General features: G+C 61.5%; 23 protein-coding genes. 8 read left to right on the plus strand and 15 right to left on the minus strand.

Annotated elements, in window-relative coordinates:
- Positions 1-4 precede the first annotated feature (4 nt).
- Complete coding sequence (locus IU397_RS07445) at positions 5-853, minus strand: inositol monophosphatase (protein ID WP_204412087.1); 849 nt, start codon at positions 851-853, stop codon at positions 5-7.
- A 79-nt stretch (positions 854-932) separates the two neighbouring features.
- The gene (locus tag IU397_RS07450) at positions 933-1520 is read right to left on the minus strand and encodes a YcbK family protein (RefSeq protein ID WP_370541631.1); all 588 of its coding nucleotides are present in this window, start codon (positions 1518-1520) and stop codon (positions 933-935) included.
- A gap of 372 nt (positions 1521-1892) precedes the next feature.
- Here IU397_RS07450 and IU397_RS07455 point away from each other — a divergent pair, with 372 nt between their 5' ends.
- Genes IU397_RS07455 through IU397_RS07470 form a run of 4 tightly spaced genes read left to right on the plus strand, consistent with a single transcriptional unit; the run spans position 1893 to position 6138 of the window.
- The gene (locus tag IU397_RS07455) at positions 1893-3500 is read left to right on the plus strand and encodes a murein L,D-transpeptidase (protein ID WP_239479665.1); all 1608 of its coding nucleotides are present in this window, start codon (positions 1893-1895) and stop codon (positions 3498-3500) included.
- 31 nt (positions 3501-3531) lie between these two features.
- Complete coding sequence (gene lpxD, locus IU397_RS07460; RefSeq protein ID WP_204412088.1) at positions 3532-4623, plus strand: UDP-3-O-(3-hydroxymyristoyl)glucosamine N-acyltransferase; 1092 nt, start codon at positions 3532-3534, stop codon at positions 4621-4623.
- Between the two features lie 34 nt (positions 4624-4657).
- Complete coding sequence (locus IU397_RS07465) at positions 4658-4933, plus strand: acyl carrier protein (protein ID WP_204412089.1); 276 nt, start codon at positions 4658-4660, stop codon at positions 4931-4933.
- Positions 4930-6138 (plus strand): beta-ketoacyl synthase, encoded by a 1209-nt coding sequence (locus IU397_RS07470; RefSeq protein WP_204412090.1) that lies wholly within the window; start codon positions 4930-4932, stop codon positions 6136-6138. Before IU397_RS07465 ends, IU397_RS07470 begins: the two co-directional genes overlap by 4 nt.
- Positions 6139-6188: 50 nt before the next feature.
- On the opposite strand, the gene IU397_RS07475 is transcribed toward IU397_RS07470, so the two are convergent.
- The gene (locus tag IU397_RS07475) at positions 6189-6866 is read right to left on the minus strand and encodes an invasion associated locus B family protein (RefSeq protein ID WP_204412091.1); all 678 of its coding nucleotides are present in this window, start codon (positions 6864-6866) and stop codon (positions 6189-6191) included.
- 447 nt (positions 6867-7313) lie between these two features.
- Here IU397_RS07475 and IU397_RS07480 point away from each other — a divergent pair, with 447 nt between their 5' ends.
- Positions 7314-8861, plus strand: coding sequence for a helicase HerA-like domain-containing protein (locus IU397_RS07480; RefSeq protein WP_204412092.1), 1548 nt, complete (start codon positions 7314-7316; stop codon positions 8859-8861).
- Between the two features lie 109 nt (positions 8862-8970).
- On the opposite strand, the gene IU397_RS07485 is transcribed toward IU397_RS07480, so the two are convergent.
- Positions 8971-9300, minus strand: coding sequence for a TfoX/Sxy family DNA transformation protein (locus IU397_RS07485; RefSeq protein WP_204412093.1), 330 nt, complete (start codon positions 9298-9300; stop codon positions 8971-8973).
- Between the two features lie 77 nt (positions 9301-9377).
- Positions 9378-9530 carry a hypothetical protein gene (locus IU397_RS07490; protein WP_204412094.1) on the minus strand — a complete coding sequence of 51 codons (153 nt, stop codon included), beginning with the start codon at positions 9528-9530 and terminating at the stop codon, positions 9378-9380.
- 423 nt (positions 9531-9953) lie between these two features.
- Here IU397_RS07490 and IU397_RS07495 point away from each other — a divergent pair, with 423 nt between their 5' ends.
- Positions 9954-10547, plus strand: a complete 594-nt coding sequence (locus IU397_RS07495; RefSeq protein ID WP_204412095.1) for an OmpA family protein — start codon at positions 9954-9956, stop codon at positions 10545-10547.
- A gap of 44 nt (positions 10548-10591) precedes the next feature.
- Here the strand turns inward: IU397_RS07495 and IU397_RS07500 are convergent, their stop codons facing one another.
- From IU397_RS07500 to IU397_RS07545, 10 genes are read right to left on the minus strand one after another with little or no spacing between them, the layout of a single operon-like run.
- A complete protein-coding gene (locus IU397_RS07500) occupies positions 10592-11248 on the minus strand; it encodes an MIP/aquaporin family protein (protein WP_204412096.1) in 657 nt (218 codons plus the stop codon).
- The gene (locus IU397_RS07505) at positions 11245-11721 is read right to left on the minus strand and encodes an arsenate reductase ArsC (RefSeq protein ID WP_204412097.1); all 477 of its coding nucleotides are present in this window, start codon (positions 11719-11721) and stop codon (positions 11245-11247) included. Before IU397_RS07505 ends, IU397_RS07500 begins: the two co-directional genes overlap by 4 nt.
- A 22-nt stretch (positions 11722-11743) precedes the next feature.
- Positions 11744-12580, minus strand: coding sequence for a helix-turn-helix domain-containing protein (locus tag IU397_RS07510; RefSeq protein ID WP_204412098.1), 837 nt, complete (start codon positions 12578-12580; stop codon positions 11744-11746).
- 59 nt (positions 12581-12639) lie between these two features.
- Positions 12640-14067, minus strand: a complete 1428-nt coding sequence (locus IU397_RS07515; protein WP_204412099.1) for an AMP-binding protein — start codon at positions 14065-14067, stop codon at positions 12640-12642.
- Complete coding sequence (locus tag IU397_RS07520; RefSeq protein WP_204412100.1) at positions 14057-14902, minus strand: hypothetical protein; 846 nt, start codon at positions 14900-14902, stop codon at positions 14057-14059. Before IU397_RS07520 ends, IU397_RS07515 begins: the two co-directional genes overlap by 11 nt.
- A complete protein-coding gene (locus IU397_RS07525) occupies positions 14893-16221 on the minus strand; it encodes a hypothetical protein (protein WP_204412101.1) in 1329 nt (442 codons plus the stop codon). The genes IU397_RS07520 and IU397_RS07525 overlap by 10 nt, the downstream gene beginning before the upstream one ends.
- Complete coding sequence (locus tag IU397_RS07530; RefSeq protein ID WP_239479666.1) at positions 16218-17348, minus strand: DUF3419 family protein; 1131 nt, start codon at positions 17346-17348, stop codon at positions 16218-16220. Before IU397_RS07530 ends, IU397_RS07525 begins: the two co-directional genes overlap by 4 nt.
- The gene (locus tag IU397_RS07535; RefSeq protein ID WP_204412102.1) at positions 17305-19746 is read right to left on the minus strand and encodes a PEP/pyruvate-binding domain-containing protein; all 2442 of its coding nucleotides are present in this window, start codon (positions 19744-19746) and stop codon (positions 17305-17307) included. Before IU397_RS07535 ends, IU397_RS07530 begins: the two co-directional genes overlap by 44 nt.
- Entirely contained in the window at positions 19746-20660 is a 915-nt protein-coding gene (locus tag IU397_RS07540) for a UbiA family prenyltransferase (RefSeq protein ID WP_204412103.1), read from the minus strand. Before IU397_RS07540 ends, IU397_RS07535 begins: the two co-directional genes overlap by 1 nt.
- Positions 20657-21928, minus strand: coding sequence for a hydroxymethylglutaryl-CoA reductase (locus IU397_RS07545; RefSeq protein ID WP_204412104.1), 1272 nt, complete (start codon positions 21926-21928; stop codon positions 20657-20659). Before IU397_RS07545 ends, IU397_RS07540 begins: the two co-directional genes overlap by 4 nt.
- Positions 21929-22626: 698 nt before the next feature.
- Between IU397_RS07545 and IU397_RS07550 the strand changes: the two genes are divergently transcribed.
- Together IU397_RS07550 and IU397_RS07555 are read left to right on the plus strand one after the other, a co-directional pair.
- The gene (locus IU397_RS07550; RefSeq protein WP_204412105.1) at positions 22627-24717 is read left to right on the plus strand and encodes a caspase family protein; all 2091 of its coding nucleotides are present in this window, start codon (positions 22627-22629) and stop codon (positions 24715-24717) included.
- A gap of 5 nt (positions 24718-24722) precedes the next feature.
- Positions 24723-26036: a hypothetical protein gene (locus IU397_RS07555; RefSeq protein ID WP_204412106.1), complete on the plus strand. Its 1314-nt coding sequence runs from the start codon at positions 24723-24725 to the stop codon at positions 26034-26036.

Consider the following 26036-nt stretch of genomic DNA (forward strand, 5'->3'; position numbering starts at 1 on the left):
CGGTTCACATACCGATTTTGTCAGCGAAGTGTGCGTGGACAGCATCCCACGTTGCTTCGTCATTTGCGGCCATCATATAGCCATCTTGGATCAGGGGCGTGTAGGGGCGACCGTCCATCATGCGGACGACACCACCCGCTTCGGTCGTGATAAGGGCGCCCGCCGCATGGTCCCACGGCATCAACATTCCGTTCAGATTGAAATCGACCCGACCTGACGCCAATGTGCGGTATTCGTGGCAGGAGCAGCGCAAAGCCAGGATACGGCGGAAGGCGGGGAAGCTGGCCGCAATCTTGGCCTGGCGATCCTTGCGGAACAAGAACAGCGAGATATATCCGGTGAGGTCCTCAAGACGCGGTTCGACGGCAGAGGTTTGAAGCCGATCTGCCGGTTGGCCCTGACGGCAATACCACGCACCACCACCCGCACTGGCCATGATCCAGTCATCCAGCAGGGGATCGTAAAGCAGCCCGAAAATCGTATGGCCATCGCGGGTCACGGCGAGGATCGTGCCGAACGCGGCAATTCCGCTGGCGAAATTCCAGGTGCCGTCCACGGGATCTATTATCACGCACAGACCCGGTGCGGCGACATTCTGCATCACGGCGGGATTATCGGATACGGCTTCCTCGCCCAGAACCTTGGCGTCGGGCAGGATGTCGGCGATGGCTTTGGTCAAGCGCGCCTCTGTCCGCAAGTCCGCCTCGGTCACAAGGTCGTCTGGGGCCGTTTTGGCGTGGACCGTTTCCGGGGGCATGGCGCGAAAGCGTGGCAGGATCTCTGCCTTGGCGGCGTGCCGCACTGCATCGATCAATGCGTCAATCCGGTCTTGGGGTAGGGGGGACAGGTCCAAATTATTAGCTCCCGCTTCTGGTTGGGCGGGATATGCCACGGTCACCCGCGGTTCGACAGCGAATAATCAGGAGCTTGGCTTAACGACCCCAGGTGCGTACCGGGCCGCAATCCATATGCACGAAGTTCGACCCGGAATAGCGTCCGACACCGCCAGCACGACACGCCGCAGCAGCACGGGCCATCTGACTAACCGAGCGACCGCTGATGCGCAGATCAGCTGCCTGACCCTTCATGTGCAGGGAATTCTTTGCCACACCACCGGACCGGGCCCGCAGCATCGCGTTGGTCTGGGGAGACCGATATCCCGATAGCAGCATGTATGGCTCAGAGATATCCATTAGGTTATGGGCTGCCGCCATGATATCAACAGTGCGAAGGTCCATCCGCATGGATGTGCCGCGTCGCCAATCCCGCATGAAGTGGTTCACTTCGTTTACGGCATCCTTGATGTAATTGCCTTCCAGCCAGTAAATCATGTTGATCGATTCACCGGTGCGGCCGGAATACATGCGGATGCGCCGAATATCGCCAGCGCCCCTTAAAATCCCGAATGCGGTCCCTGATGTTGGTGCTGCTGTTATGACTGTTGCGGCGAATGCCGCTAAAATACCACGCCTTGTCATGCCCGTCTTTGCGGTGCTGTTTGTCATAGGTGCCTGTCCCATCGTCACACTCCGTGATCGTGCGGAGCTTGTCGCCATCTATCCCCAGATGTTGGCTAACCCTATGCCACAAACCGATTCTCGGTCCAAGGGCGCATTTCAACAGCCCGCATTCGCGGCCCCTAATAAGCAGAAAACTGCTTAAAATCGCGTTACGGTAGTGAATGGCATTTTTGACACACGTCGTTGCGGTTGTGCCACATTGGCGTCTTTCGCCTGTCGGATTTAGGCTCCATCAAGGAATTCCATGCATTGACGATACGACAAAACTGCGGGATGACCCTGTTCTGTCGGGATTGTGAATAGACACAATTACAGACCTTTGTGACCATCGAACCAAGATAAAAAGTTATTAGAACTCAAAAGGATCGGGACATGAGCGTGATTACCCAGTCAACAGGTCTCCCCCACGTTGCAGCGCGATGGATGGCCATTCTGGCGGCGCTTTTTTTGCCCCTGATGGCGGCGGCTGAGGTTACGGCGTTCAAACAGGCGGTGGCAGAGGCGGCGGCGGATGACCGTGGCGTAGCCGAGTTCTATCGATCCAACGGCTATCAGCCGATTTTCACCGGACAAGATGATCAGATCCGCCGCGCGGCCCTCATCAAGGCGCTCAACGCGGCTGAGATACATGGCCTGCCCGCGCAACGCTACAGCATCGATGCGCTCACAACAGCCTTCACCGATGCCGACACACCGCGTTCCCGCGGCTATGCAGAGGTTGTGGCCGCCAAGATGTTTGCCAGCTATGCCCGCGATTTGCAGACCGGCGTCTTGGAGCCGCGCAAAGTCGATGCCGGTATCGTGCGGGAGATACCGCGCCGTGATCCGACCAAGCTGCTGACGGATTTTGCCAAGGCCTCCCCTGATGCATTCCTGCGCAGCCTCGCTCCGCAAACTCCTGAATATGCGCGTCTGATGAAAGAAAAGATCCGGCTGCAACAGGTTGTGTCACGCGGTGATTGGGGGGCCAAGGTGAATGCCAAGGCGCTCAAACCCGGCGAGACGGGTCCGGCCGTGGTCGACCTTCGCAATCGGCTGACCTCGATCGGCTACATGAGGCGCTCTGCCAGCCAGACCTATGACGCGTCCTTGCAGAAGGCGGTTCAGCAATTTCAGTTGGATCATGGGTTGGAAAGCGATGGTGTTGCCGGGGCAAGTACGATTGCGATGGTCAACATCAACGCATCAACCCGGCTTGAGCAGGTCATGGTGGCGATGGAGCGGGAACGGTGGATCAACTTTCCCAGGGGTCAACGGCATATCCTGGTCAACATCACTGATTTCTCGGCTGCAATCATGGATGACAACAAGGTCACCTTTCGCACGCGGTCGGTTGTTGGAGCCAATCAGGGGGACCGTCGGACGCCGGAGTTTTCCGATGTGATGGAGCATATGGTCATCAACCCAACTTGGCATGTGCCGCGGTCCATCGCGACCAAGGAATATCTGCCGATGTTCAAGCGCAACCCGAATGCCGCGTCCCATCTGCGGCTGATTGATCGTCGCGGACGGGCAGTGAGCCGAGCCAACATCAACTTTTCCCGCTACACCGCACGGAACTTTCCCTACGCCGTGAAGCAGCCGCCGAGCCGCAGGAATGCACTGGGGCTGGTGAAGTTCATGTTCCCGAACAAGTACAACATTTATCTGCATGACACGCCCGCCAAGAAGCTTTTCGCCCATGAAAGCCGGGCCTACAGTCATGGATGCGTGCGCTTGAACGATCCGTTCGACTTTGCCTATGCGCTGCTGGCCAAGCAAAGTGATGATCCGGTGGGCCTTTTCCAATCGAAACTGGGCACCGGGCGCGAAACATTGGTAAAGCTGGAGCAGCCGGTGCCGGTCCACCTGATCTATCGCACGGCCTTTACCCCGGCCAAGGGGCGGATCAATTTCCGGCGCGATATCTATGGCCGTGACGGTCGTATTTTCGACGCGTTGGTCAGTGCTGGGGTGGCGGTCAACGCCACCGGGAGTTAAGCCCGCCGGAGCAGATCCCGGAGGGCTGATAATGGGCCACACAATTGCACAGATCGCCCAGGCATTGGGCGCGCAGGCCGAGGGGGACCTCGGCCTTGTCGTGTCCGGTGCGGCTGAGCCCGCTTTGGCCGGTCCGACCGACCTGGCCATAGCGATCGATCCGAAATACGCCATGGAGCTGAGCCGTGGCAGCGCCGCGGCAGCGCTGCTGTGGGAGAAGGCGGACTGGGCTTCCCTTGGTCTGAAAGCGGCCATCCTGACACCTCGGGGCCGGTTCGCAATGTCGGGCGTCACGCGGATGCTGGACCTGGGGCCGCAGATTGCCGGTGGACAGCATCCGACAGCGGTGATCGATGCATCCGCCCAGATTGGCCATGGTGCTGCTATTGCGCCTTTTGCGGTGATCGGCCCAGGCGCGGTCATTGGCAGCAATGCCTGTATCGGGGCCCATGTCTGCATCGGTCCCGCGGCACGGATCGGGGAGGATGCGCTGATCCTTGATGGGGTCCGTATCGGCGCCCGGGTCCGGATTGGTGACCGCTTCATTGCCCAACCCGGCGCGGTAATCGGCGGTGATGGCTTTTCATTTGTCACTCCTGAAAAGGGCGCGATAGAGGCCGTGCGCGAAAGCCTGGGCCAAACCCAAGGTCTTTACCAACAGAAATACGCCCGCATCCACTCGCTGGGCGCGGTCCGCATCGGCGATGATGTGGAGATCGGCGCCAACAGTTCCATCGACCGTGGCACGATCCGTGACACCCAGATCGGCACCGGGACCAAGATCGACAGCCTGGTTCAGGTCGGCCACAATGCCGTGGTCGGGCAGGATTGCCTGCTATGCGGTCAGGTCGGTATCGCAGGCTCAACCGTTCTGGGGGACCGGGTGGTTTTGGGCGGGCAATGCGGTGTGACGGATCATCTGCAGATTGGCGATGATGTCATTGCGGGCGCGGGCACCTTGCTGCGCACCAATCAGCCCGCGGGTCGTGTCATGCTGGGCAATCCGGCCATGCCGATGCAGGCCAGCATCGATGCCTATAAAGGTCTGCGACGCCTGCCGCGGCTCATGCGTGACATCGCGGCACTTAAGAAGGTTCTTTCAAAGCCTGATGGGAGCGACTAAATCTCCTTCACACTGAAGTGAGGGCGGACATAAAATGACGGGCAGCGTGCAGGACAGGGTCATCGAGATCATCGCAGAACAGGCCGTGCTGGACGTGTCCGATGTCACCATGGCATCGACGCTGGAGGATCTGGGCATCGATAGCCTTGGCCTTGTCGAAAGCATCTTCGCGATTGAGGAAGCCTTTGATATATCAATCCCGTTCAATGCCAATGACCCGCAGGAGAGCGATTTCGACATCTCGTCGGTCAGGTCGATCATCACCGCCGTCGAAGGGTTGGTGCGCGAGCAGCACGCGTCCATCACATGAACCGTGTGGCAATCACGGGGGCCGGCACGATCAACGCGTTGGGTGAAGATGTCCCCCAGACGCTGGAGGCCATGCGCGAGGGCAAGTGCGGTATCGGCCCGGTCGAAATGCGCGATGTCGACCGGCTGACCGTTCAGATCGGTGGCCAGATCAAGGGATATGACCCTGAGGCACATTTCAATCGCCAGCAAATCGCCCTTTATGACCGGTTCACGCAATTTACCCTGCTGGCCGCGCGCGAGGCCATTGAGCAATCGGGGCTGAGCTTTTCAGGCGATCTAGCTGCGAATACCGGCGTTGTGCTGGGTACCGCGGGCGGCGGCGTCAATACCTGGGATGAAAACTACCGGACCGTCTATGAGGATGGCAAAAACCGGGTCCATCCCTTTGTCGTGCCCAAGCTGATGAACAATGCCAGCGCCAGCCATGTCTCGATGGAATACAATCTGAAGGGGCCCAGCTATACCGTCGCCACGGCCTGTGCCAGCTCGAACCACGCCATGGGGCAGGCCTTTCACCTGATCCGCGGTGGGGCAAGCCCCATTATGATCACCGGCGGGTCCGAGGCGATGTTATGCCTGGGCGGGATCAAGGCCTGGGAAGGGCTGCGCGTGATGTCCAAGGATGCGTGCCGCCCGTTCAGCGCCAACCGAAACGGGATGGTGCAGGGCGAAGGCGCGGCGGTGTTCGTATTCGAAGACATGGCCCATGCCAAGGCGCGCGGGGCCACCATCCTGGCCGAAGTGGTAGGGTTCGCCATGACCTCCGACGCCTCCGATATCGTGATGCCATCCATGAAAGGTGCAGCTCGCACCATCGCCGCGGCGCTCAAGGATGCCAAGATCGCACCGGATGCCGTGGGCTACATCAACGCCCACGGGACGGGTACGGCCGCCAATGACAAGACGGAATGCGCGGCGGTGGCCGATGTCTTTGGCCCCCATGCCGATAACCTCATGATCTCATCCACCAAGTCCATGCACGGGCATCTCATCGGTGGCACGGGCGCTGTGGAGCTGCTGGCCTGCATCATGGCCTTGCGCGACGGCGTGGTGGCCCCGACGATCGGCTATCAGGAGCCCGATCCGGAATGCGCCTTGGATGTCGTACCCAATACCGCGCGCGACGCCGCCGTCGATGTGGCGCTGTCAAACGCATTCGCCTTTGGCGGGCTGAATGCGGTTCTTGCCCTGAAAAAGGTTTGATGGTGGGTTGCACCCGGCTGATTGACCGGGGGCAACCGCGACTTGTGTGTTCAGTTCTGCGTTTCGCGGGCGGCCGCGATGGAATTTGCCGTGTCCTGGATCGATTTGAACCCGGCGGTGAAGCCGGACAGGGACACGCCCAGATCAACCGTCACGTCGTCGGGTGCGCCGACTGGCACAATTGTTAACGTCGCCTTGTTGCCCGCCCGGAAAGAGGCCACATCCTGCGGTGTGAAACCGACCTGCGCGAAACACCCGATCCGCGTACAGAACGAAAACTGGTAGCGCTTGGCCGATCCGCCATCGACCCGCAACGTGATTTGCCGGGTCAGCAAGGTTTCCAGCGGGGTGATGATCTGCGCACCTGCGGCGGCTTCATTGCCGGGGGGCAACGCAAACATCGTGATCTCGGCGACGTTGTTGCCACTCTCGTCCTTGAGCAACTGGTAAAGGTTGCAGGGCTCGATCTGGCCTTCCTCGACGCGCACACAGCGCACCTCCCAATCGCCAGAGATCTCTTTTTGGTAAACGGAGCCCGGTCCCGTTTCGGGGGCCTGTGCGTCACTGTCGCCAGTATTGACATCCTCGCCCAGTTGCAGCCCCTCGATGGGTCGGCTGGGGGGTTGATCGGTGGCAGCTCCGGCCTCGGGGGTTGCCGTGTCCTGCGCCAATGCCGTGCCGGCTGTCAAAACCAGCGCCGCGATCGTGGTCTTCCAATAGGTCTGCATGTGTCCTCAACGCCTGCTTATTCTTGAGATACTGCCTGCTGTACCATGCACTGCGCACAGTGTCAGGGCAGAAAAACAAGGATCGGCGGAGTTCGCGGGCGCATTGAAACCGCATTAAAAAAGGGCCCTTCCGAAAGGACCCTTTTCATTTGTTTTTATCTCCCTGTCGGACGGGCCGACGTTGTGCGCAAGACGCTATTATGCCCGCGACGGTGCGTCAACAACGAAGTCAGTGGCTGTCAAGAATTTGATCTTGCGGAGGAATTGTCGGAGATCGTTTGTATGAAAACGAAAAGGACCGCGCCGGGGGGCGCGGCCAGTCTGACAGGGAGGAAGTCATTCCTGAATACGAAAGCGAACCTTCGTATCGGATGGCTACATACTGGCACATATTCATTAACGGAGTATGTTCGCCCCATAAACGATCAATTCCGGGGGGCAGGCGCAATGGATCAGGCAATTTTCGTAGGCGGCGGCGGTGACGATTATGCAGAGCCGCAGCAGCTTTTGTTGAAATACGGCAATCGTCACGGACTGATCGCCGGTGCCACGGGCACTGGCAAAACCGTGACGCTTCAAATACTTGCCGAGGCCTTTTCAACGGCGGGGGTCCCCGTCTTTCTGTCGGATGTCAAAGGGGACCTCAGCGGTCTGGCGGCCAGCGGATCGCCTGAGGGAAAGTTGCATGGTGCCTTTACCGAACGGGCCCAAACCATTGGGTTGGACTTGTCCTATGACACATTCCCCGTGGTCTTTTGGGATCTTTACGGGGAGCTGGGCCACCCCGTTCGTGCGACCATCGCCGAAATGGGCCCGTTGCTGTTGTCCCGGCTTCTAGAATTGAGCGAGGCGCAGGAAGGCATCCTGAATATCGCCTTTCGGGTGGCCGACGAACAGGGATTGCCGCTCCTGGACCTCAAAGATCTGCAATCCCTTTTGGTCTGGGTGGGCCAGAACCGCGCAGATCTCAGCCTCAGGTTCGGTAATGTCTCCACCGCGTCGGTCGGCGCCATACAGCGCCGCTTGCTGGTTTTGGAAAACCAGGGCGCCACGGGTTTTTTCGGGGAGCCTGCCCTGGCATTGGACGATTTGTTCCAGACCGATGCCGCGGGCAGGGGGCAGATCAACATCCTTGCCGCGGAAAGGTTGATGGGAGCGCCGCGCCTTTACGCCACTTTCTTGCTGTGGCTGCTCAGTGAATTGTTCGAGACGCTGCCGGAGGTCGGCGATCCGGATAAACCCAAATTCGTGTTCTTCTTTGATGAGGCGCATCTGCTGTTCGATGACGCGCCCAAGGCGCTGGTGGACAAGGTCGAACAGGTGGCTCGCCTGATCCGGTCAAAAGGGGTCGGGGTTTATTTCATTACCCAGAACCCGGCCGATGTCCCCGAAGATATCCTGGGCCAGCTTGGCAATCGCGTGCAACATGCCCTGCGTGCCTTCACCGCCAAGGACAAACGCGAGCTGCGTCAGGCTGCGGACACCTATCGCGACAATCCCCGATTCGATACCGCGGAGGCCATATCCGAGGTGGGTGTAGGGGAGGCCGTGACCTCTTTCCTGATCAAAAAGGGGATGCCAGGCGTCGTCGAACGCACGTTGATCCGCCCGCCTTCATCTCAGCTTGGCCCGATCTCGAAAACGGCGCGGGCCGGGGTCATCAAGGCGTCCCCCCTGGCGGGCAAATATGAAATGGCACTGGACCGTGACAGTGCCTTTGAAATGCTGGGGCGTCGCGCGCAAGAGGCAGCCGCGGCTGCCGCCGAAGCGGAGGCCGCGGAAGAAGACGCATCTGCCGCCGAACGCGAATACCGGGCCGGGCGGCGCTTTACGGGGGGGCGGGTCAGCCGCTCTACATCTGTGCGGCGCCGGTCAGGTGGACGGTCCGACAGTATCGGTACGGCCTTTGCCAAATCCTTTGCCCGCCAATTGGGGTCCAAGGCGGGCCGGGCCGTGGTGCGCGGTGTGCTGGGCGGCCTTTTCAAGGGCCGCTAAAACATCACGCGATAAACTAGATCACCAAGCGCTGTCTGACATCAAAGATTTCAGCGCGTCAAACGATGTCTCATGTGTCAGGTATCTCGTCAGATGTTCTGGGTGCGGATCAGGGCCGCGCAACCACGCCAATCTCATTCATTAGCTTTTCAAACGCCGATTGATGCGGGTCATGTGCCTCTGCCACCAATCTGTCGAACCGTTTGCGCAAGGCGGCCTTTTCAGCCCCCTTGCAATCGTTCCACGGTCGGCCCTGCAATCCCATTTCGATCACGTAATATCCGATGAAATGAGGCCGCGTGCCGCCAGCCAAAAGCCTGCGATAGGCGTCATCTGTGCCAAGATCTCTCAACATCTGTGCAGAGGTTATGCCAACACGGGCAAAGGCCTCTTCCATGGCGGGGCCAAGATTGCGAATGGCTGAGACAGGCTCGGTCATTCGCCAAGCATACCCCGCACGACTGGCCTACGCCACCGACCCGCTGCGCATATATCCACCGTGTGACGGCGGTATGATCAGATACTGGCCCAATCGGTGATGATTGGCGGCATATCCGTTTCGGATCCTTGGCCAAGTTGACCAAAGTTATAATGGGGCTGCTGTGCCGGTGTTGTATCCGACATTTGTTTTTGATCGTCAGCTGGTGTTTTCTGCTCTTGATGGGTCATTACTACGTTTCCTGAACTCTTAAAAAATTGAGACGCCAAGACTTGATTTGCGTCAACCTAACGATAGCACATTGCCTCCTGACGCGTGAGACACATAGGTGTTAGGAAAGTGACATACTGTTCAAATTACGTGAAAAATTGCCGAAACCTGGGCTTTGGTGAGGAAATGACCGGGTAAATGAGGGATTGTGTTGCGAAACCGCAATAATGCCGTTGGATTTGCGCAACTGGAAACGGTTTGTTTATCTGCATTTTGACAACAGTCTGCGCAGATTTTGGACATTATTTTGAATTGGATCACGGTCGATTACGCCACTGCTGAGTCGTCTGTCTGATCGAAACATGCACATCCACAGCTCTGACAGCGTAGTAAGCGGCGTGGAGATCCCTTATATAACATGCATTCTTATCATGGAGGTTCTTATGAAGGTCCCGTATTTGACATTCGCCGCGTTCCCTATGGCGCTGGCGGTTACCCTTGCGACGGCCACGGCCCAAGGCAATGACGCAAACCCCATCACCGATAGCAGCGCATTATCGGCGGAGGAGTTGCAGGAGCGGTTCCTCAAGCAAAGCACACGCGGCATCACCATCATTGGTGAGGATGGCGAAAGTCAGACCGGCGCGATCGAGAATGTAAAGCCCGTCAGCAACGATTATGTCGAATTGCCGATCAACGAACAGGTCTTTGTCAGTGTGTCGTTTGATTTTAACTCCGATGAGTTGCGCGATGACCAGAAACCCAAGCTCACCACCCTATGTCAGGCCATGACCAATGTCGCGGTGGAGCAATTCCGGGTCGTCGGGCACACCGATGCATCAGGCGGAGCGGAGTATAACATGGAGCTGTCTATGCGCCGTGCCGAAGCGGTGCGTGGCTATCTGATCTCCAGCTGCGGGCTGGACGCATCCCGCCTTTTGGCCATCGGCAAGGGTGAGGAAATCCCGGTGAACCAGGCCGATCCGCGCGCCGTGGAAAACCGGCGCGTCGAATTCCAAGCGGTCCAGACCAACTGACACCCGTCGCCGGGGGTGGGTCAAAGCCTTCCCCCGATGCACAGTTAATCGTCCTGATCCAGGAATAGCAGTGGCAAGATCACGGCGGCCAACCCGACCCCGATCACCTGCATGACGATGAAAAGCGGCATATGTACCGGGTTGATGCCTGCGAACGTGTCGCTGAGGCTGCGCGCGATGGTCACCGCCGGGTTCGCAAAGCTGGTGGAGGATGTGTACCAATACGCCCCCGTGATATAAAGCGCCACCAGCGTTGGCACGGCTTCGGGCCGCGAATAAAGCCCGCCAAAGATCACGAACAGCAGGCCGAACGTGGCCAGCACCTCGGATGACCACAGGGCGATCCCTGTGCGGTCCGTGGTCGAGATCTGAAGGATCGACTGGTCAAACATCAGATGGGTCAGCCAGACCCCGACGATACCGCCGGCGACTTGGACCGCCACGTATTTGGCCGCCAGGGGCAGCTCGATCTCCCCCCGCAGGATAAAGGCCAGGGTCACGGCCGGGTTGAAATGCGCGCCCGAAACCGGGCCCAACGTCGTGATGATCACATAAAGGATACAGCCCGTGGCGATGGCATTGGCCAAAAGCGCGATGGCGACGTTGCCGTCTGCCAATGTCTCTCCCATGATGCCCGATCCCACGACGCCGATCAACAGCATGGCGGTGCCGACGAATTCGGCCAGCAAACGGCGGGTCATGGCAAGGTTCCCACGCGGTCGAGCGTGGATTTCAAGGCGGCGGGATCCATCGCCTCAACCGGTTCGGCCAGGAATGCCGCGGCACGGCGGCCCAGAATATCATAGGCTTGGGTAAAGGCCGTGTCCCAGTCGGGTTTTTCCGCCTTGGCCGGGTCTTCCACGCCCCAATGGGCGCGCACAGGGGCGCCGGGCCAAACCGGGCAAACCTCGCCCGCGGCCGACCCGCAGACGGTGATTACCGCATCCATGGCCGGGGCATCGTCAGCTGCGAATTCATCCCAGCTTTTGGACCGGGCGCCGCTGACATCATGGCCCTGCGCCGTCAGCAGGGTGATCGACTGGGGATGCACCTGACCTGCAGGCTGCGACCCTGCGGAATAGGCCGTCACGCGACCGTCGCTGGTGCTGTTCAAGATGGTTTCCAGCAAGATCGAACGCGCGGAATTGCCGGTGCAGAGAACCAGTACATTCATTCAAAAATCCTTTGATCAGAATTCAATGGGTCTGTTGGGTGCCGATATCGTCAAGGGCATGTTGAAGCGCGCTGCGTTCCAGGGTGCTCACGGGCAAACTCGTAAAGGCCACGATCCTGTTGACCAATGTGCCATAGGCGCTTTGGAACGCATAGGCCCGTTCTGCGTCATTGCGATCGACCTTCCCGGGGTCTGGCATCCCCCAATGGGCGGAGACGGGGTGCCCGGGCCAGCTTGGGCATTCCTCATTCGCGGCCTGGTTGCACACGGTAAAGACGAAATGGAGGGCTGGCGCGCCCTCCGCCCGGAACGCGTCGATATTCTTTGACCGAAGCGGGCCGGTATCCAGCCCCTTCTGGCGCAGCATTTCCAAGGCGTGCGTATTCGGCGTCGATGTTGGCTGTGTCCCCGCAGAGAAGGCATTGAACCGGTCGCCCGCGACATGGCGCAGGATGGCCTCGGCCAAGATCGAGCGGGCGGAATTGCCGGTGCAGATGAACAGGACGTTGAATTTATCACAGGTCATTTTGGGCGGGCCGCCCGGGGCCGTACGCAGGGCAAAGGCGCATAGGTCCGGCCGTCCCCGACAGCAGTCATTCGCCAGATAGCCCAGCATGGACCGCGTGGCAGACAGGTTGGCCCGGTATCCGATGGAAGTGCCGGTACGCTTGCTTTCGATCAGATGCGCCGCGCCGAGGGCCGATAGATAGGTCGATGCTGTATTGGCCTTCAGATCCAGCGCGCGCGCAATTTCACCCGCAGGCACATGGTCGGGGTAGCGGCGCATCAGCAGCCGGTAGATTGCCATGCGCTGGGGATGACCTAGCGTCGACATCTGGGTAATGATCTGTGTTTCCATATTTCATGAATGTCGGAAATATGGATCTCACGCAACGGCTATTTCCTGATTTGATCGGGTCAGCCGATGCGTTTGGCCAGGGCAGGGTAATCCACCTTGGACCGATGGCGACGATCCAGCGGAATGGCCGCAATGATACGAATATCGGTGAGCCCAAAGGCTGCGGCCCGACCATGGCAGGCTTGCAGGTCGATGCCATCCCCCTCAAGCACCAGAACCGGGGCGCCATGGCTCGCCGACAGGGCTGCGCGGCGCACACCGGGCCAAAGACGCGCCGCCGTCTCAACCGCAAAGGGGTGGAGCGGCCCCCGATCTGTGCGCACCACTGCCCCCGTGCGCCCCAACAGCCAGAGGCGGCCCTGATCATCCAACCGTCCCGCATCACCGGTCCGGTGCCAGATCGTGGCCCGCTCGCGGATCTTGGTCTCCCGGTCCTGCGTCGGGTCCAGATAGCCGTCATTCACATGGGGGCCGGCCACCACGATCTCCCCATCGATGATGCGCACCTGGACGGTTGACACCGGCGCACCGGCCAGCAATCCATGCCCCTTCGTCATGGCCTGCCGGTCCGCATCCGTGACTGTGCTTGCCTCAAGCTCGGCAATCGGCTCGGCTTCGGTCGAGCCATAGACCGACACGATCCGTAAATCAGGGCAGCGCGCCTGCAGCCGCTGAACCAGATCGGGAAAGACCGGCCCGCCCCCGGTGAATATGGTGGTCAGGTCCGATGGCAGATCCGCCTGGGCCGCTGTTTCGCATAGGGCAGGGGGCAGCAAGGCGCGTGTCACATCCTGTGCCCTGATCCACCCGATCAGGCTGTCCGGTGTCACACGGTCCATCCGCCGCATCGGCCAGTTCGGCAAGACCGATGTCCGGCCTGCCGCCAGATTGATCAGCACAAAGACGGGAAAGGCGACCAGGTCAACCTCGGGTCCGTCGCTGTCCAAGAGCGGCACCACCGCCCTTTGTTGTGCCATCAGAAAATCATGGCTGCGGGGGATAGCCTTGGGCAAACCGGTCGAACCGGACGTGAACGAGATCAGCGCCAGATCGCCCCCGGCACCGGGACGCGCATCAACAGGCCCGCGCTGTGCCTGGCCTGGCGCAAAAGTCGGCTTGGTCCACAAATCCGGCAACAGCAGGCGCAACCACCGATAGGGTCCCGCAGCGCATAAGCCCTTGATCCCGCCGACCCGCACGGCATGGCGCAGCCCGGAAAGGCCCATGGCTGGCTCTGGCAGCACCGCAACCGCGCCAACGGACCAGAGCGCAGCCAAGGCAGCATAAAGATCCGCACCGACGGGCATCGCGATCAACACCCGGTCGCCATGGCCCAAACCGCGCGCCGCCCAGCCCGCCGCCAGCGCCTTGGCCCGGCGGTCCAGTTCTGCAAATGTGACGTGGTCCCCTGTGCCCTCGATAATCGCTGTCCGCTCACCGTAACGGTCAACAGCGCGCGCGAAGGATACCAGCAAACTATCCGTCAAGCCGCCGCCCCATCAATGCATAGCGCCGAAACACCGCCGCCCCGTTCATCTGACTGCGCAAAGCAGACAGGTTGTTGTCATGGATCAGGGCATGGATCGCGGTCCGGTATCCCAGATCGCGCGCGGCGGTATAAAACCGACTGCTCAGCGCGTAGCCCGCCCCGCGCTGCAAACTGGCATAGGTTTTCAGGATCGCCGTGTCGCTCTGGGGGCCCTCCGCGTAATTCGGGATGCCGAACAGGAACCCGGCCAGGTTCTGATCGGGGTCATGGGCAAACAGGATCAATTCCCGTTTCAACAGCGGCACAAACGGCATGTAAAGCGCCAGGAAATCCTCCAACGCGATGGGCTTATAGAACGGATTGTTGGAAAAGGCCCGGCAGGACAGGTCATGGACCTGCGCGAAAAGGCCCTCCGGATCGGTGCCGTCCCAGCAGCTTATGATCAGGGTGTCGGTCGCGCCCGGTGCGCCATGCGGCACCTGATCCAGCGGCACGCTGGCCGAAAAATAGTGGCTGATCGCAATAAATCCGGCGCGTTCAAATGCGGCCTGATCCTCGGTCCCGCCGCTTGGCTCCATCAAAAACGGTTTGCGCCCATCGGTGTCACAGATCAGCCGGTAAGTGTGCCATGTGTCGCCGTCCATCGGTCCGAGCAGGGCCGTTGCCCCATGGATCCGCGCGACCCTGGCGATCTGTTCCAGCAAGTCAGCACCCGATGACGCATCGGTGCATTTGAACTTGCCCACAGTCATGGTGGGCTGGCCCTCCCAATCGGGGCCGTCCAGATACAGCGTCGCCTGCGCTCCCGCGGAGCTAAAGGTTTCTACAGCCATCCCAGATGCCCTCCCATCAAGCCCACATATCCCAGCACCGGGCAGGCCATGGCCAGAACGGTCAGCTTGACCGCGCGCTGGTTTGCAAACTGCGCTGGCCAAACTGCCGGAATCGTGGCGGTGATCGCAGCCGTCACAAGGGCAAGTGCTGTCGGACTGCCCGCCCACATCTTGGTCGCGACATTAAAGGTCATCAGCCAGGTATAAAGCGCCACGCCGCCTGCGATCAGAACCGCCATCGCGGCAACCTGGATGGCGACCGTAAATGCGCCCAAGGACAGGGTCAGGAACGCGATGACCAAACCGGTCATGGTCAATCCGTAAAAGGCCAGCGCATTCATGTCGGTCACCAGGCCAGCGGTGAGCCAGGCAAAACTGACCAGGCAAATCGCCGCCACGATATCCAGTTCGGGATACTGCGCCTGGCACGGTGCCGCCCGGCAGGTCAGCGCATGGGCCGCAAAGACCAGCGCGGGCAGGACGGCATTCTGTACCTGCGTGACCGACAGGATCAGGAACATCGCCACCACATAGACGCGCACGGCATGGGGCGTAAGCCCGACAGACGGGGCAACGCGCAAAAAGATCCAGATCGCCAACGCATAGATCAGGATCAGCAATCCCAGATCCAGGGCCGGTGCCGTCAGGTTCATGTTCAAGAACAGCATCAAACCGGTGGGCAAAAAGAAGTTGTCAAAGCCGCGCCAACTGTCAGCCTCAACCAGCGTGCCGAAAGCCGCAAGGATCACCGCCAACAGGATTACATTGGCGCGCGGCACCTCGGTCAACAGCAACAGGCAGACCATCGACAGGATCAGCGTCACCATGAAAAAGACGGCCGACCCTTCGACGCTTTTCTGCCCGTCCTCGATCTGAAAGAACTGCTTGCCATAGCGCGTCCCGGTCAAGGCGGCGGCAGCATCGGCCAATGTCAAAGTGGCAATGGGCAGGATGTAAAGGATGGCCCGGCCCTCCGACAGGGCAAAGACCACACCGATCGCCAGGGCCAACAGCAGATCGCCCCAGGATTGCCGCTCAACACCGTGGAGGGTCTCGCCCAATCCCCCTTTGGCAAATCGTGGCAGGCGCAGGATCAGCATCACCACAATCGTGATGCCGATCAGCATGTAGACGGGCCATTGATCGGTAAAAAGCCAAGGCAGCCCCAAGGCATAAAGTCCCGTACCAATATGGACCAGCTTGCGCTGCACCTCTGCCGACCAACCGCTGGCACGGGCTTGTCGCCGCACCAGCGCCATCAGTCCCAACAGAATGGCCACGGACCCGAACGCGATCGCGACCTGCATGGCGGGCGTCATGGGTGGTGATCTTCGATGACGAAGTCGGAATAGAAAAAGGCCTTGTCCCGGGCCTTTAGCTCATCTTCCAACGCGGTCTGCGTCTCTATTCGGTGGGCCCAGGCCGGGGGCACCCGGCGGGGCGCCATCATGTTCCAATACACAAACCGCGCGCCGGGATTGGCCGCCTCCAGGATCTGGCCATAGACCGCCGAAAACACGTCCGGCGACATGTATTCAAAGATATCCGACAGGTTGAACCCATCCGCCTTTTCACCGGTATCGACAAAGGCTTCCAACGCGCCCAGTTGAATATCCAAACGGTCCAGACGGTTGCGGATCGTGTTGTAATGTTCGGCCCGCCAGGTCATGGGCAGGGCCGCGCCATGATCCCCTTTGAGGATCCAGTGCAAATAAGGGTTGTCCGCCGGGTCACACGCAACGGCGGCATGGCGGATGCGGCGGGCTACATGGTCGGCCACACTGCCCTCCACATGGTCAAAGAACGCCTTGTCCCGCCCCATCCGCCCCATGACAAAGCGCGAGAAAAAGAGGTTCAGCAAAAGCCGCCACCGCCATGTATTGAACCGCTGGTCCAGAAAGGCGGCCCGCTCCTGCGGTGGGCGAGAGACGAAGGTGTCATCGATGACCCGCTTGCCATGGACAAGGGGCAACAGCCGGGTGCGAAAGATGCGAAAGTAACGCTCGAATTTGCCAACGCCGCCTGCGCCGTAACGTTCCACCTCTGGTCGCAACGCGCGCCAGAAACTGCGGGTGTCCTCGTCCAGGCCCGTCAGCGCACGATCCAGCAAAGCGCCGCGGCGGGGGCTGGGGCGGGCCCCCATCAGTTCCAGGAATTCCGGGTGCGTCAGGGCGCGAAACGCCCCGATCCGCAGGCGCAGGCAGGCGATCTGTGCAGGCGACAGATCCATCACCACAACGCGTGCCGGGTCCAGCGTCAGCAGGGCCAGCGCATTGTCCCCGGCCGAGCAGATCGAGACCAGCGTCGCCCCGGGCCGTGTGCCCAGCGCCCCGGTCAGCACATCGGCATCCTCCCAAAGCTGGGCATAGCGGATCTGATCGAACCGCGCCTTGCCCGCAATCTCAGCCGTGTTCATCAATCCGCCTGACCCGTCCGGTGGCGCCATCGACCTCCACCTGTTCCCCATCCCGGATCCAGCCGGTCGCCCCTTTCAGCCCGACAACACAGGGAATGCCAAGCTCCCGCGCGACGATGGCCGAATGCGACAGCAGGGACCCGCGTTCCACCACAATCGCCGCCGCGTTCGAAAAGACCGCGATCCAACCCGGATCGGTATGGCGCGCCACCAGGATCTCGCCCGGGTTCAGGCGTTCGGTGCGCGGATCGCGGATCACCCGCGCCGTGGCGGTGACCTGGCCCGCCGAACAGCCCGTGCCGTTGCGTTCCGCACCGGTCTCTGCCGCACGGCCCTGCGCCGGGGCACCTTGCCACAGGGCCGGGCCGCGCATCTCGATCCGTTCCTCGGGGTCGGGCCGGGCGGCAGAGGCCGCATCCTCCGCCTTGCGAAGAGCCACGATCCCTTTCATATCCGCGGACAAACCAAAGCCTTCCACCGCGCCCAGAACGTCCGCCGTGGTCAGATAAAAGATATCGCGCTGATCGACCAACATATCCCGGGCGGCAAATTCGCGCCCCAACGCCACAAAGACCCGCCTGGCATGGCCAAAGATGCGGGTGCGCTCGAACCGCAGGTTTTCCCGGTCTCGGACCCGCGCCTTGGCCCAACCGACAAACCAGCGCGCCACGCCCCGGCGCAACGGCCTGCCACGAAACAAGGCAGCCCAGTCCGGATCCTGATGTGCTGCAGGCGGCACCTCCGGTCGCCCGGCAGCTGCGGCAATGGCAAACATCAATGGCGCCGGAGCTTCGGTCAGCGGCAGGCTTTCCAGTTTCAGCTCTTCGGTGCAGCGATCTCCGAACTTGGCCAGATACCCGTCAATCTCCGCCTGCAATGCGGGATGTTGGGCCAGTTTGCGCCAATCCTGGGCGATCACATCCTCCACGACATCGGCCTCAGCCGCCAGCCGCCCCATGCGGGCAATCCGTTGGGCGGGCTCAGCCGAGATGATGTCGCCTTGCCCGATCATCACGTCGTTATGCAGCGTCAATCCCTGCGGCCCAAGCCACTTTTCCAACAGATTGCGCGACGCACCAAAGGCGATCATGCACAGGAAATCATTGATCAGCGGCGCGTCCCAGCGATCCAGCAAATCCCGTTCGATCCGCCGGTATTCCGCCACCAGCTCTGACGGTCCGGCGGTCTTCAGATCCAGCCCGCTACCCAGCGCCGCATTCAGCCGGGCGTAAAAGGCGCGCCGGGTGCGGGGCAGGCGGATTGCCTCAAAAACCAGCCGCCCGGCAACCCGGGCCAGCCGCAGATATTCCAGGCCCCGGCGCCAGCCCGCCACGGGGGGTGGTCCGATGGCCTCGGTCACCTCGGCGGGCATGGGCTCCGACACGCCCATCATCGTCTCCATATACGATCGGTTCAGGGTAAACCCCGGCAGCAGCGCCAAGGCGCGATACCAATTGACCAAATTGTAATAGACCCGCCCATCCAGCCGCCCCAGCATATTGTCAAAAATGGCGGCATTCCGGGCGATCTCCGCATCGTGCACCCCCAGCAGGCGGACAAAGGCGCGATAGACGCGGGCATAGACATGCACCGCAAAGGAATAGGTCAGGGGGCTGACCATCCCCGGATAGCTCTCAACGATATTCGAATTGTCAAAGATGGTCAGAGTCTGATCGGGGTTTGGCGGATCCTTCAGGGGCGTCGTGATCGGACGGGCCTGCAGAATGTGCAGCCCACCGGCATCAATGGCCCATTCGATGTCCTGCGGGCCGTGCAGCGCGGCTTCGGCCCGGCGGGCGAGAGTGGCGATTTCCAACACCTGCGCCGCGGTCAGCACGGCTGTGCTGGTGGGGTGTTCGGTGATCTGATCGCCCACGACCGTCCAGGTTTGCCCGTCTTCCTCACCCGACACCAACCGGTCACCCAGCCCCGCAATGGCAGAGATCACGCAGCGCCCCCGCACCCCGCTGACCGGATCGGCAGAGAAGGCCACGCCAGACACCGTTGCCGCGATCATCTGCTGCACGATGATAGATGGCGGTATGGCCTCCCCCCCGGCTTTGACGGCGCGGTAGGTCGCCACGGTCTCGGAAAATCCCGATTGCCAGACCTGCTCCGCAGCGGCCAGAACGTCGTCTGCCGCCACGTTCAGAACCGTGTCGAACTGTCCCGCATGGCTGTGCTCAGCCCCGTCCTCCGCCAGGCCAGAGGACCGGACGGCATAGGGGCCAGATCCTATGCCGGACAGGGCCGTCTGCACCTTTTTCGCCAATCCCGGTTTGGCTTTGCCATCCTCAAAGGACTGCGCCAGCACCACGAAAAAGGCGGGTGGGCGGAACCCGGCAATGTTCAACCGACACAGGCTCGCCGCCTTGCCGCCCACCCGGCTGACCGCGGTGTCACCGTCTAACCCGACGATATGCACCATCAGATCGCCCCCAAAATCAGGGGCACGAACCCGGCAGCCGCATAGCACAGAAAAACCCACAGACCAGCCACCATATCCACCCGCTGCTCCCGCGCCACCGTTTGATCCCGCACATACGCTAGGCCCGCCCAAAGGCAGGCGACAAGCCCGGTAAACCCGACCAATGCCAGTGCAACAGGGCTGCCAACGGCCATGCCGAAACCCACCAGCAGGGCAAAGGCCAGCGCGACAAAGCCCAGCCAAACGGCCGTGGCCTGACGTGGCCCCCAAAGGCCTGAATAGGTCTCAACCCCCGCCAGTTCGCTTTCGGGCACCCATAGTTTGCGCCCCAGTTCCAGCACGCATCCATTGGCAAAGGACAGCCCGATGAACCACCACAGGCCGGGATGCGGCGCGCCAGCGGGGCGCCATTCGATACCCGTCAGCATCAGATCGATCAGGGGCATGATCGCCATATGGCTCAGCAGATACAGGACGGGCCGCGCCTTTAACCACCGGGGCATACCGAATTCGGCGGTCATCGCGGCCAGCCACAACCAGACCAGACCCAGCAGCCAGATCAGACCCGCACCCCAGATCACGGCAAGTGCCGCGGCCAGCGGCACCGTTGCCAGGCCCAGCCCCACGATCAGGCGCAGGGACACCAATCCACGGGGAATGGGCCGTTCTGGCCGATAGCGGCGGTCATCCTCCAGATCCTTGACCTCGTCACAGACCCGCATCTGGAAAAACAGCAGGAATGCCAGGCCAAAGCCCACCAGATATGCGCCGATGCCCGGCAACGGCCGGTCGGCCAACACGGCAGATACCGTTATGCTGGCGGCCGAGAAGATCGCCAGCAGGGGCACTGTCTTTTTCAGGGGAAAGCGTTCGGCCTGATAGATCCATAGCCGCGCCACCAGCGATCCGCTCATCTAAGGCGCGCCAGATTTTCATGGGCCCGGGTGAAATGCCCCGCTGCAATGGCCGCCACGATCGAGATCTCGCCACACAGACAGATCGCTGCGGTGACTTCGGCCAAGGCCGCGCCATGGCCCGCACCGCGTAGCCCAAGAATATTCAACCCGGCTGACTGGCTGGGCAGCCCGGTTCCGCCACCCACGGATCCCACAAGGATATTGGGCATCGTGACCGAACAGAACAGATCAGCCCCACGCGCCTCCATCCGGGTAAATCCCACAGCGCTTTCCGACACGCAGGCCGCGTCCTGACCGGTCGCGATGTAAAACGCGGCCAGACCGTTGGCGTAATGGGCCTGCGCGCCCATCTGACCCGACAGCAACGCGCCCATCTGCGCGACCCGGCCATACTCCAGCATTGCCTCTACGCTGGTGCCCAGATACCGCTCTACAACTGCGCCGGGCACCGTGACAGAGGCGCTGACCTTGCGCCCGCGCCCCGTCACCATACCCAGGAACGACGCTTTCTTGTCGCCCGAAAAATTCCCCTCGATATACCAGCGTCGGATCGGGACGGGGCAGGCGGCCTGGATCGCCTCGCACATGGCATGGGTCGCAATCGTCACCATGTTCTGGCCCGACGCATCACCGGTGGTAAACCGCGTGATCAGGAACACGACCTCGTTGTCCACGATCGGCTCGATGGAGATGAGCTTGCCATGGCGCGTCGTGGCTTCTGCCGCGGCGCGCAGCGTCTCCACCTGGGCGACCACCCATTCCACGAACATCCCCGCCTCCAGCAACCCGTCAAAGCAGAAGGCCGGCGTGCGCATCACACCTTCGTAAAGGACCGCTGTACTGATCCCACCCGCCTTGGTCGCCACCGCCGCCCCCCGCCCGTAAGAGGCGACCAAAGCGGCCTCGGTCGTGGCGAGCGGCACATGGTAATCCCCAAGCGCATTCAACCCATTGACCCGCAGCGGTCCTATGATCCCCACCGGGACTTTCACCGTGCCGATGAAATTCTCGATATTGCCGCTATAGCGCTCCGCGATCTCCAGCGTGGCGTCATCGGCCAAGGCGGCGCGATCAGCATCACTGGCAGGACCATGGCCGATCAACTTGTCCCAGTAGCGTAAGACACTGGCCTGGCTCGCCTTGCGCATGGGCCGCAGACCGTGGGGTGCCTGGGATCGCGGCGCCATCCGGTTCCGCAGATTGTCCTCGTTGAACCGCTCCCGCACCCGGCGCAGCATCGCAATCACATGAGAGGGAACCGTCATACCAACCCTTCACCCACCACCGGCACCATAAATCGGGGGCCGCGCCGATCATAGATGCGCATGCCCGCCGGACATGCCAACAGAAAACCGCATTTCAGGGTGACGGTCGTGCCGTATCGGAGGGGTGCGGCCCATAAAAAAGGCCGGGTGCATACACCCGGCCCTTCCCCAATACTCACTCGTTACAGCATTAGCCTTAACTCGTACATGTCGCTCGCAGCACACACCAAACGACGGCTAAAACATACCCTTTCGGCCCTTGAGCTCAAGTGGCAAAGGCCAATCGCCCCCCGGTTTTGCCGCGACGTCTTGAACTAAAGTCGTAATTCTTTGGGAGGAGAGCCGCCCGCCCCCCGCGTTAACCAATTAATGTATTCAATGTGAAAGAATTTGAGCTAACAACTAGGCGTTGTGTTGGCGGTTATTGAGACCGTCTAGCGAATGTTCACCCCCGATTCCCCTGAAAACCGCCAGTTTCCGCCAGGTGATTCGGCCAACTACGCAATCCATCGCCGAACCCGACCATGGTAAACACCCCGTCTGGACAATCCGCCAGGCCGGGCTGCCAAACGCCGGAAATCGGCGATCTGGCCCAATTGCTTGACACCGCCTTGCGAAATTGGCTCTGCTCAACCCCAGCTTCTGGTGTGGGGACCAAAGCACCTCCACGCCGGAAACATAAGCCGATGGGGATTTCCATGAATATGATTTTACGACATCGCATATGGATGGTCCAAACGACCGTTCCACCCATGCTGTTCCTGTGCAGCCTCATATCCTTTGTCCTCTGGCTCATGCCCGCATCCGTGACGCGGGCGGACCAAGCGGGTCTTTTCACCGATAACAGCCAGTCGATTGCCGTGCTGATCGGCAACCGGAATTACCGGCAGACCGTGCCAGTGGATTATGCCCACAACGACGTCGACGCGATGGAAGCCTACATGGTGCAATCCCTGGGTTACCGCCCGGAAAACGTCTTTGTCCTGCGCGACGGCACCCTCAGCGAGATGACCCAGATGTTCGGCTCCCAGGCGCGCCCGCAGGCCGGGCGGCTTTGGCGGGCCGTGACACCGGAGGCGTCCAATGTCTTTGTCTACTATTCCGGTCACGGCGTCCCCGATCTGACTTCGAAAGAGCCGTTCTTGCTGCCCGCCGATGGGGATCCGAATTCCATCGAAAGCGGCTATCCCCTGGAAACGCTCTACCGCAACCTCGACATTGTCAAAGACAAGATCGGGGCGGACCGCCAGGTCGTCGTGATGCTCGATGCCTGCTTTACCGGTGAATCCGGCCGGGGGGAGCCGCTTCTGGCCGTCTCCGCGCCGGGCTTCATGCCATCCACGCCGGATACCGGCAACGGCATCGTCAAACTGGTCGCAACGTCAGGGGCCACCCCCGCCAACTGGGACGAGGAGGCGGAACTGGGCCTTTTCACCAGCCGTTTCCTGATGGGGGCAGCCGGGTTGGCCGGGTCGGGCAAAGGCCCGGTCGGTTGGCCCGCCATGCGCACCTGGTTGACGGATACCGTGTCCGCCACCGCGTTGCGGGAAACCGGGCGCAGCCAGGTGCCAGAGATTGATGAGGCCCCGATCACATTGCCTGCCTCGGCACCCGTCGCACCCGTGAAAGAAGCGGTCGAGGTTGCTTTGGACGAAGCCGCCTGGTCCCGCGCAAAGGAGGATCGCGCCGCCCTGGAACAGTATATCGCCAATTGCCAGGGCTGCCGCTTCCAGGACGAGGCCTTGGCCCGCCTGACCGCCCATACTCAGGGGGCCGCCGCCGAACTGGACCGCCAGTCCTGGGATCGTTTCTCCGCCGCGGGCGATTACAAAGGGTATCTCGACAGTTGCGGGGCGGTCTGTGCCTACCGCTCTGTTGCGGAAACCTACGTCTTTGCTGGGGAGCCGTCCCGCGACCCGCGCGTTGCTCGCTGTGATGCCCTGGCGGCCGCTCCGGGTGATGCAGACCGGCCCGACACGGTCAAAGGTGTCTCATTCTCACGCATGGATGGCCACGGCGCGCGGGAGGCTTGCATGGCCGCCGTCCAGGCCTTTCCACAGGAACGTCGCCTGGCCTACCAGCTGGGCCGCGCCCATGATCGGCTTGGTGATTTCGGCGCATCGATGCAGGCCTACGCAACCGCGCGCGATATGGGATCCATGGCGGCTCTCAACAACATCGCGACGTTGCATGAAAATGGGGAAGGCGTCCCACCATCGCCCGAAACGGCCTTCCCGCTCTATGTCGAAGCGGCAGAAGGAGGCGACGTGCTCGCCATGACCAACGCGGCCCGCATGCTGGAATATGGCCGTGGCACGCCACAGGATGTCACCGCCGCCGCACGCTGGTACCAGGCCGCCGTGGACAAAGGCGACAGTTTCGCGCTCAGCAAGCTGGTGCCCTTCTACCTTGAAGGGCGCGGTGGCATTCCACAGGACACCGAGAAAGGCTTTGACCTCTATCGTCAGGCCATCGCGCGGGGCGATGCCATGGCCATGGCCACGGTGGCCGTGCTGATCGATAACGGCTTTGGCTCCTATTTCCCCGACCTGACGGCCAAGGATGCGCTGCTGGGCGCCTTGTCCGAAGGGGAGACGGGATCGGCTTTTGTTGTTGCAACCACGAATGGCAGCATGAACCTCGCATCCGACACGATCCGCGCGGTGCAGCAAGAGCTTGCCCAGGCGCAGTTCTATACCGGCGATCTCGATGGCAGGTTCAACCCGCTCTTCATCCGGTCGCTCGATGCCTATGCCCGGTCCCGCGCCAGCCAGAAACAGGACGGCTAGGGGCCATGCACCAGCTTTTCTGGGCCTTTGGTGCTGCCATCGCCATGGCGGCACCGCTTCTGGCGGATCCCAAGGTGGACCGGTTCGTCGATGACATTGCCGCCTGCCTGGGGACCGCGCCGCTGGATCTTGTCATCGCCGGTCTGCCCAACGACCAGACCGCGCTGTCAGCGGCCCAGGCGGCCTCCCTGCGCCTGTCGGTTGAGGAGGCATTGTCCGCCACGGGCCGCGTCCGCCTGATCCCGGCCCGGGATGTCAGCCAGTTGCGGGCGTTGCAGGACGGCACGACCGGCCTGACGGGGGCAGAGGCACAGGCGCTGATCACCCGCGCCCATGACGGCGATGCGGCGATCTTCATCGTGGCCCCCAACCGGCAGGATCAAACCGTGGGCTACCGGTTGCAGGCCATAACTTCCGATGCGGCCTGCAAGGCGACCAGCGCCGCGTTCGAGGCTGCCGTGGCGGGATCAGGTGCTGCCAATGTCGACCGCGTGGTTGAGGCTGCCCTGAAACAGTTCGAGGCGGCGACAACCCAAACCTCCGGCCTGACCATCTGCCCCGTTCAAACCACCGGCGGCTATAGCGCCTGCGCCGACGTGCTGGGCAACCGGTTGACCGCCCTTGCAACCAAACGGGCAGGCGGTGCGACCCGTATCCTGACCGGCAACCGTTTCCATGTCAGCACCGCCACCGCCCAGTGCCAGGGGGATGATGGCAACGCCACCCTGCGCACCCGGCTCGGCCATGACCCCCGCAACGGCGCCTGGCTGGAACTGGAATTTGCCCAAGGCCCGCAGATCCTGTCGGCCATGCCGCGCACCCGGGTCGATCTTGGCGCACTCGCATGCGATCCCACCTTGCGTTCTTTGCCGGATTACATCGCGGCCTCCACCCGGCGTGATCGCACCCAGCTTGATATCGCCGCCGCCGCCACACCGTTCCGGCCTGGCCAACGACTGGAGGTGCGCATTGATCTGGGCGCACCCGCGGCCCTCTATTGCTGGGTCCTGGCCCCGGATGAGACCGCCTTCATCGCCTTGCCCGCCACCGCCAGTAACCCAGAGGCGCAGGGCGCGCTGATCTATCCCACCAGCTTTGGCCTGCGCCAGATCGTGCTCGACGGTGCCTTTGAAAACCTGTTTCACTGCTTTGCCGCACCGGCCCCGATCCCCCAGGCGCTTGATGCCCAGTGGCGCGACCTTGGCCCGGCAGGTGGCAATCCCCGGCTTCTGGATCGCGCCCAGATCGAACAGATCCTGGCGCAAATGCGCGCCCAGCCTGGCCTGACAGAGGCGACGGCCCGGATCGTGGTCCGCTGA

Source organism: Actibacterium sp. 188UL27-1 (genome assembly GCF_016901225.1).
Classification (GTDB): Bacteria; Pseudomonadota; Alphaproteobacteria; order Rhodobacterales; family Rhodobacteraceae; genus 188UL27-1.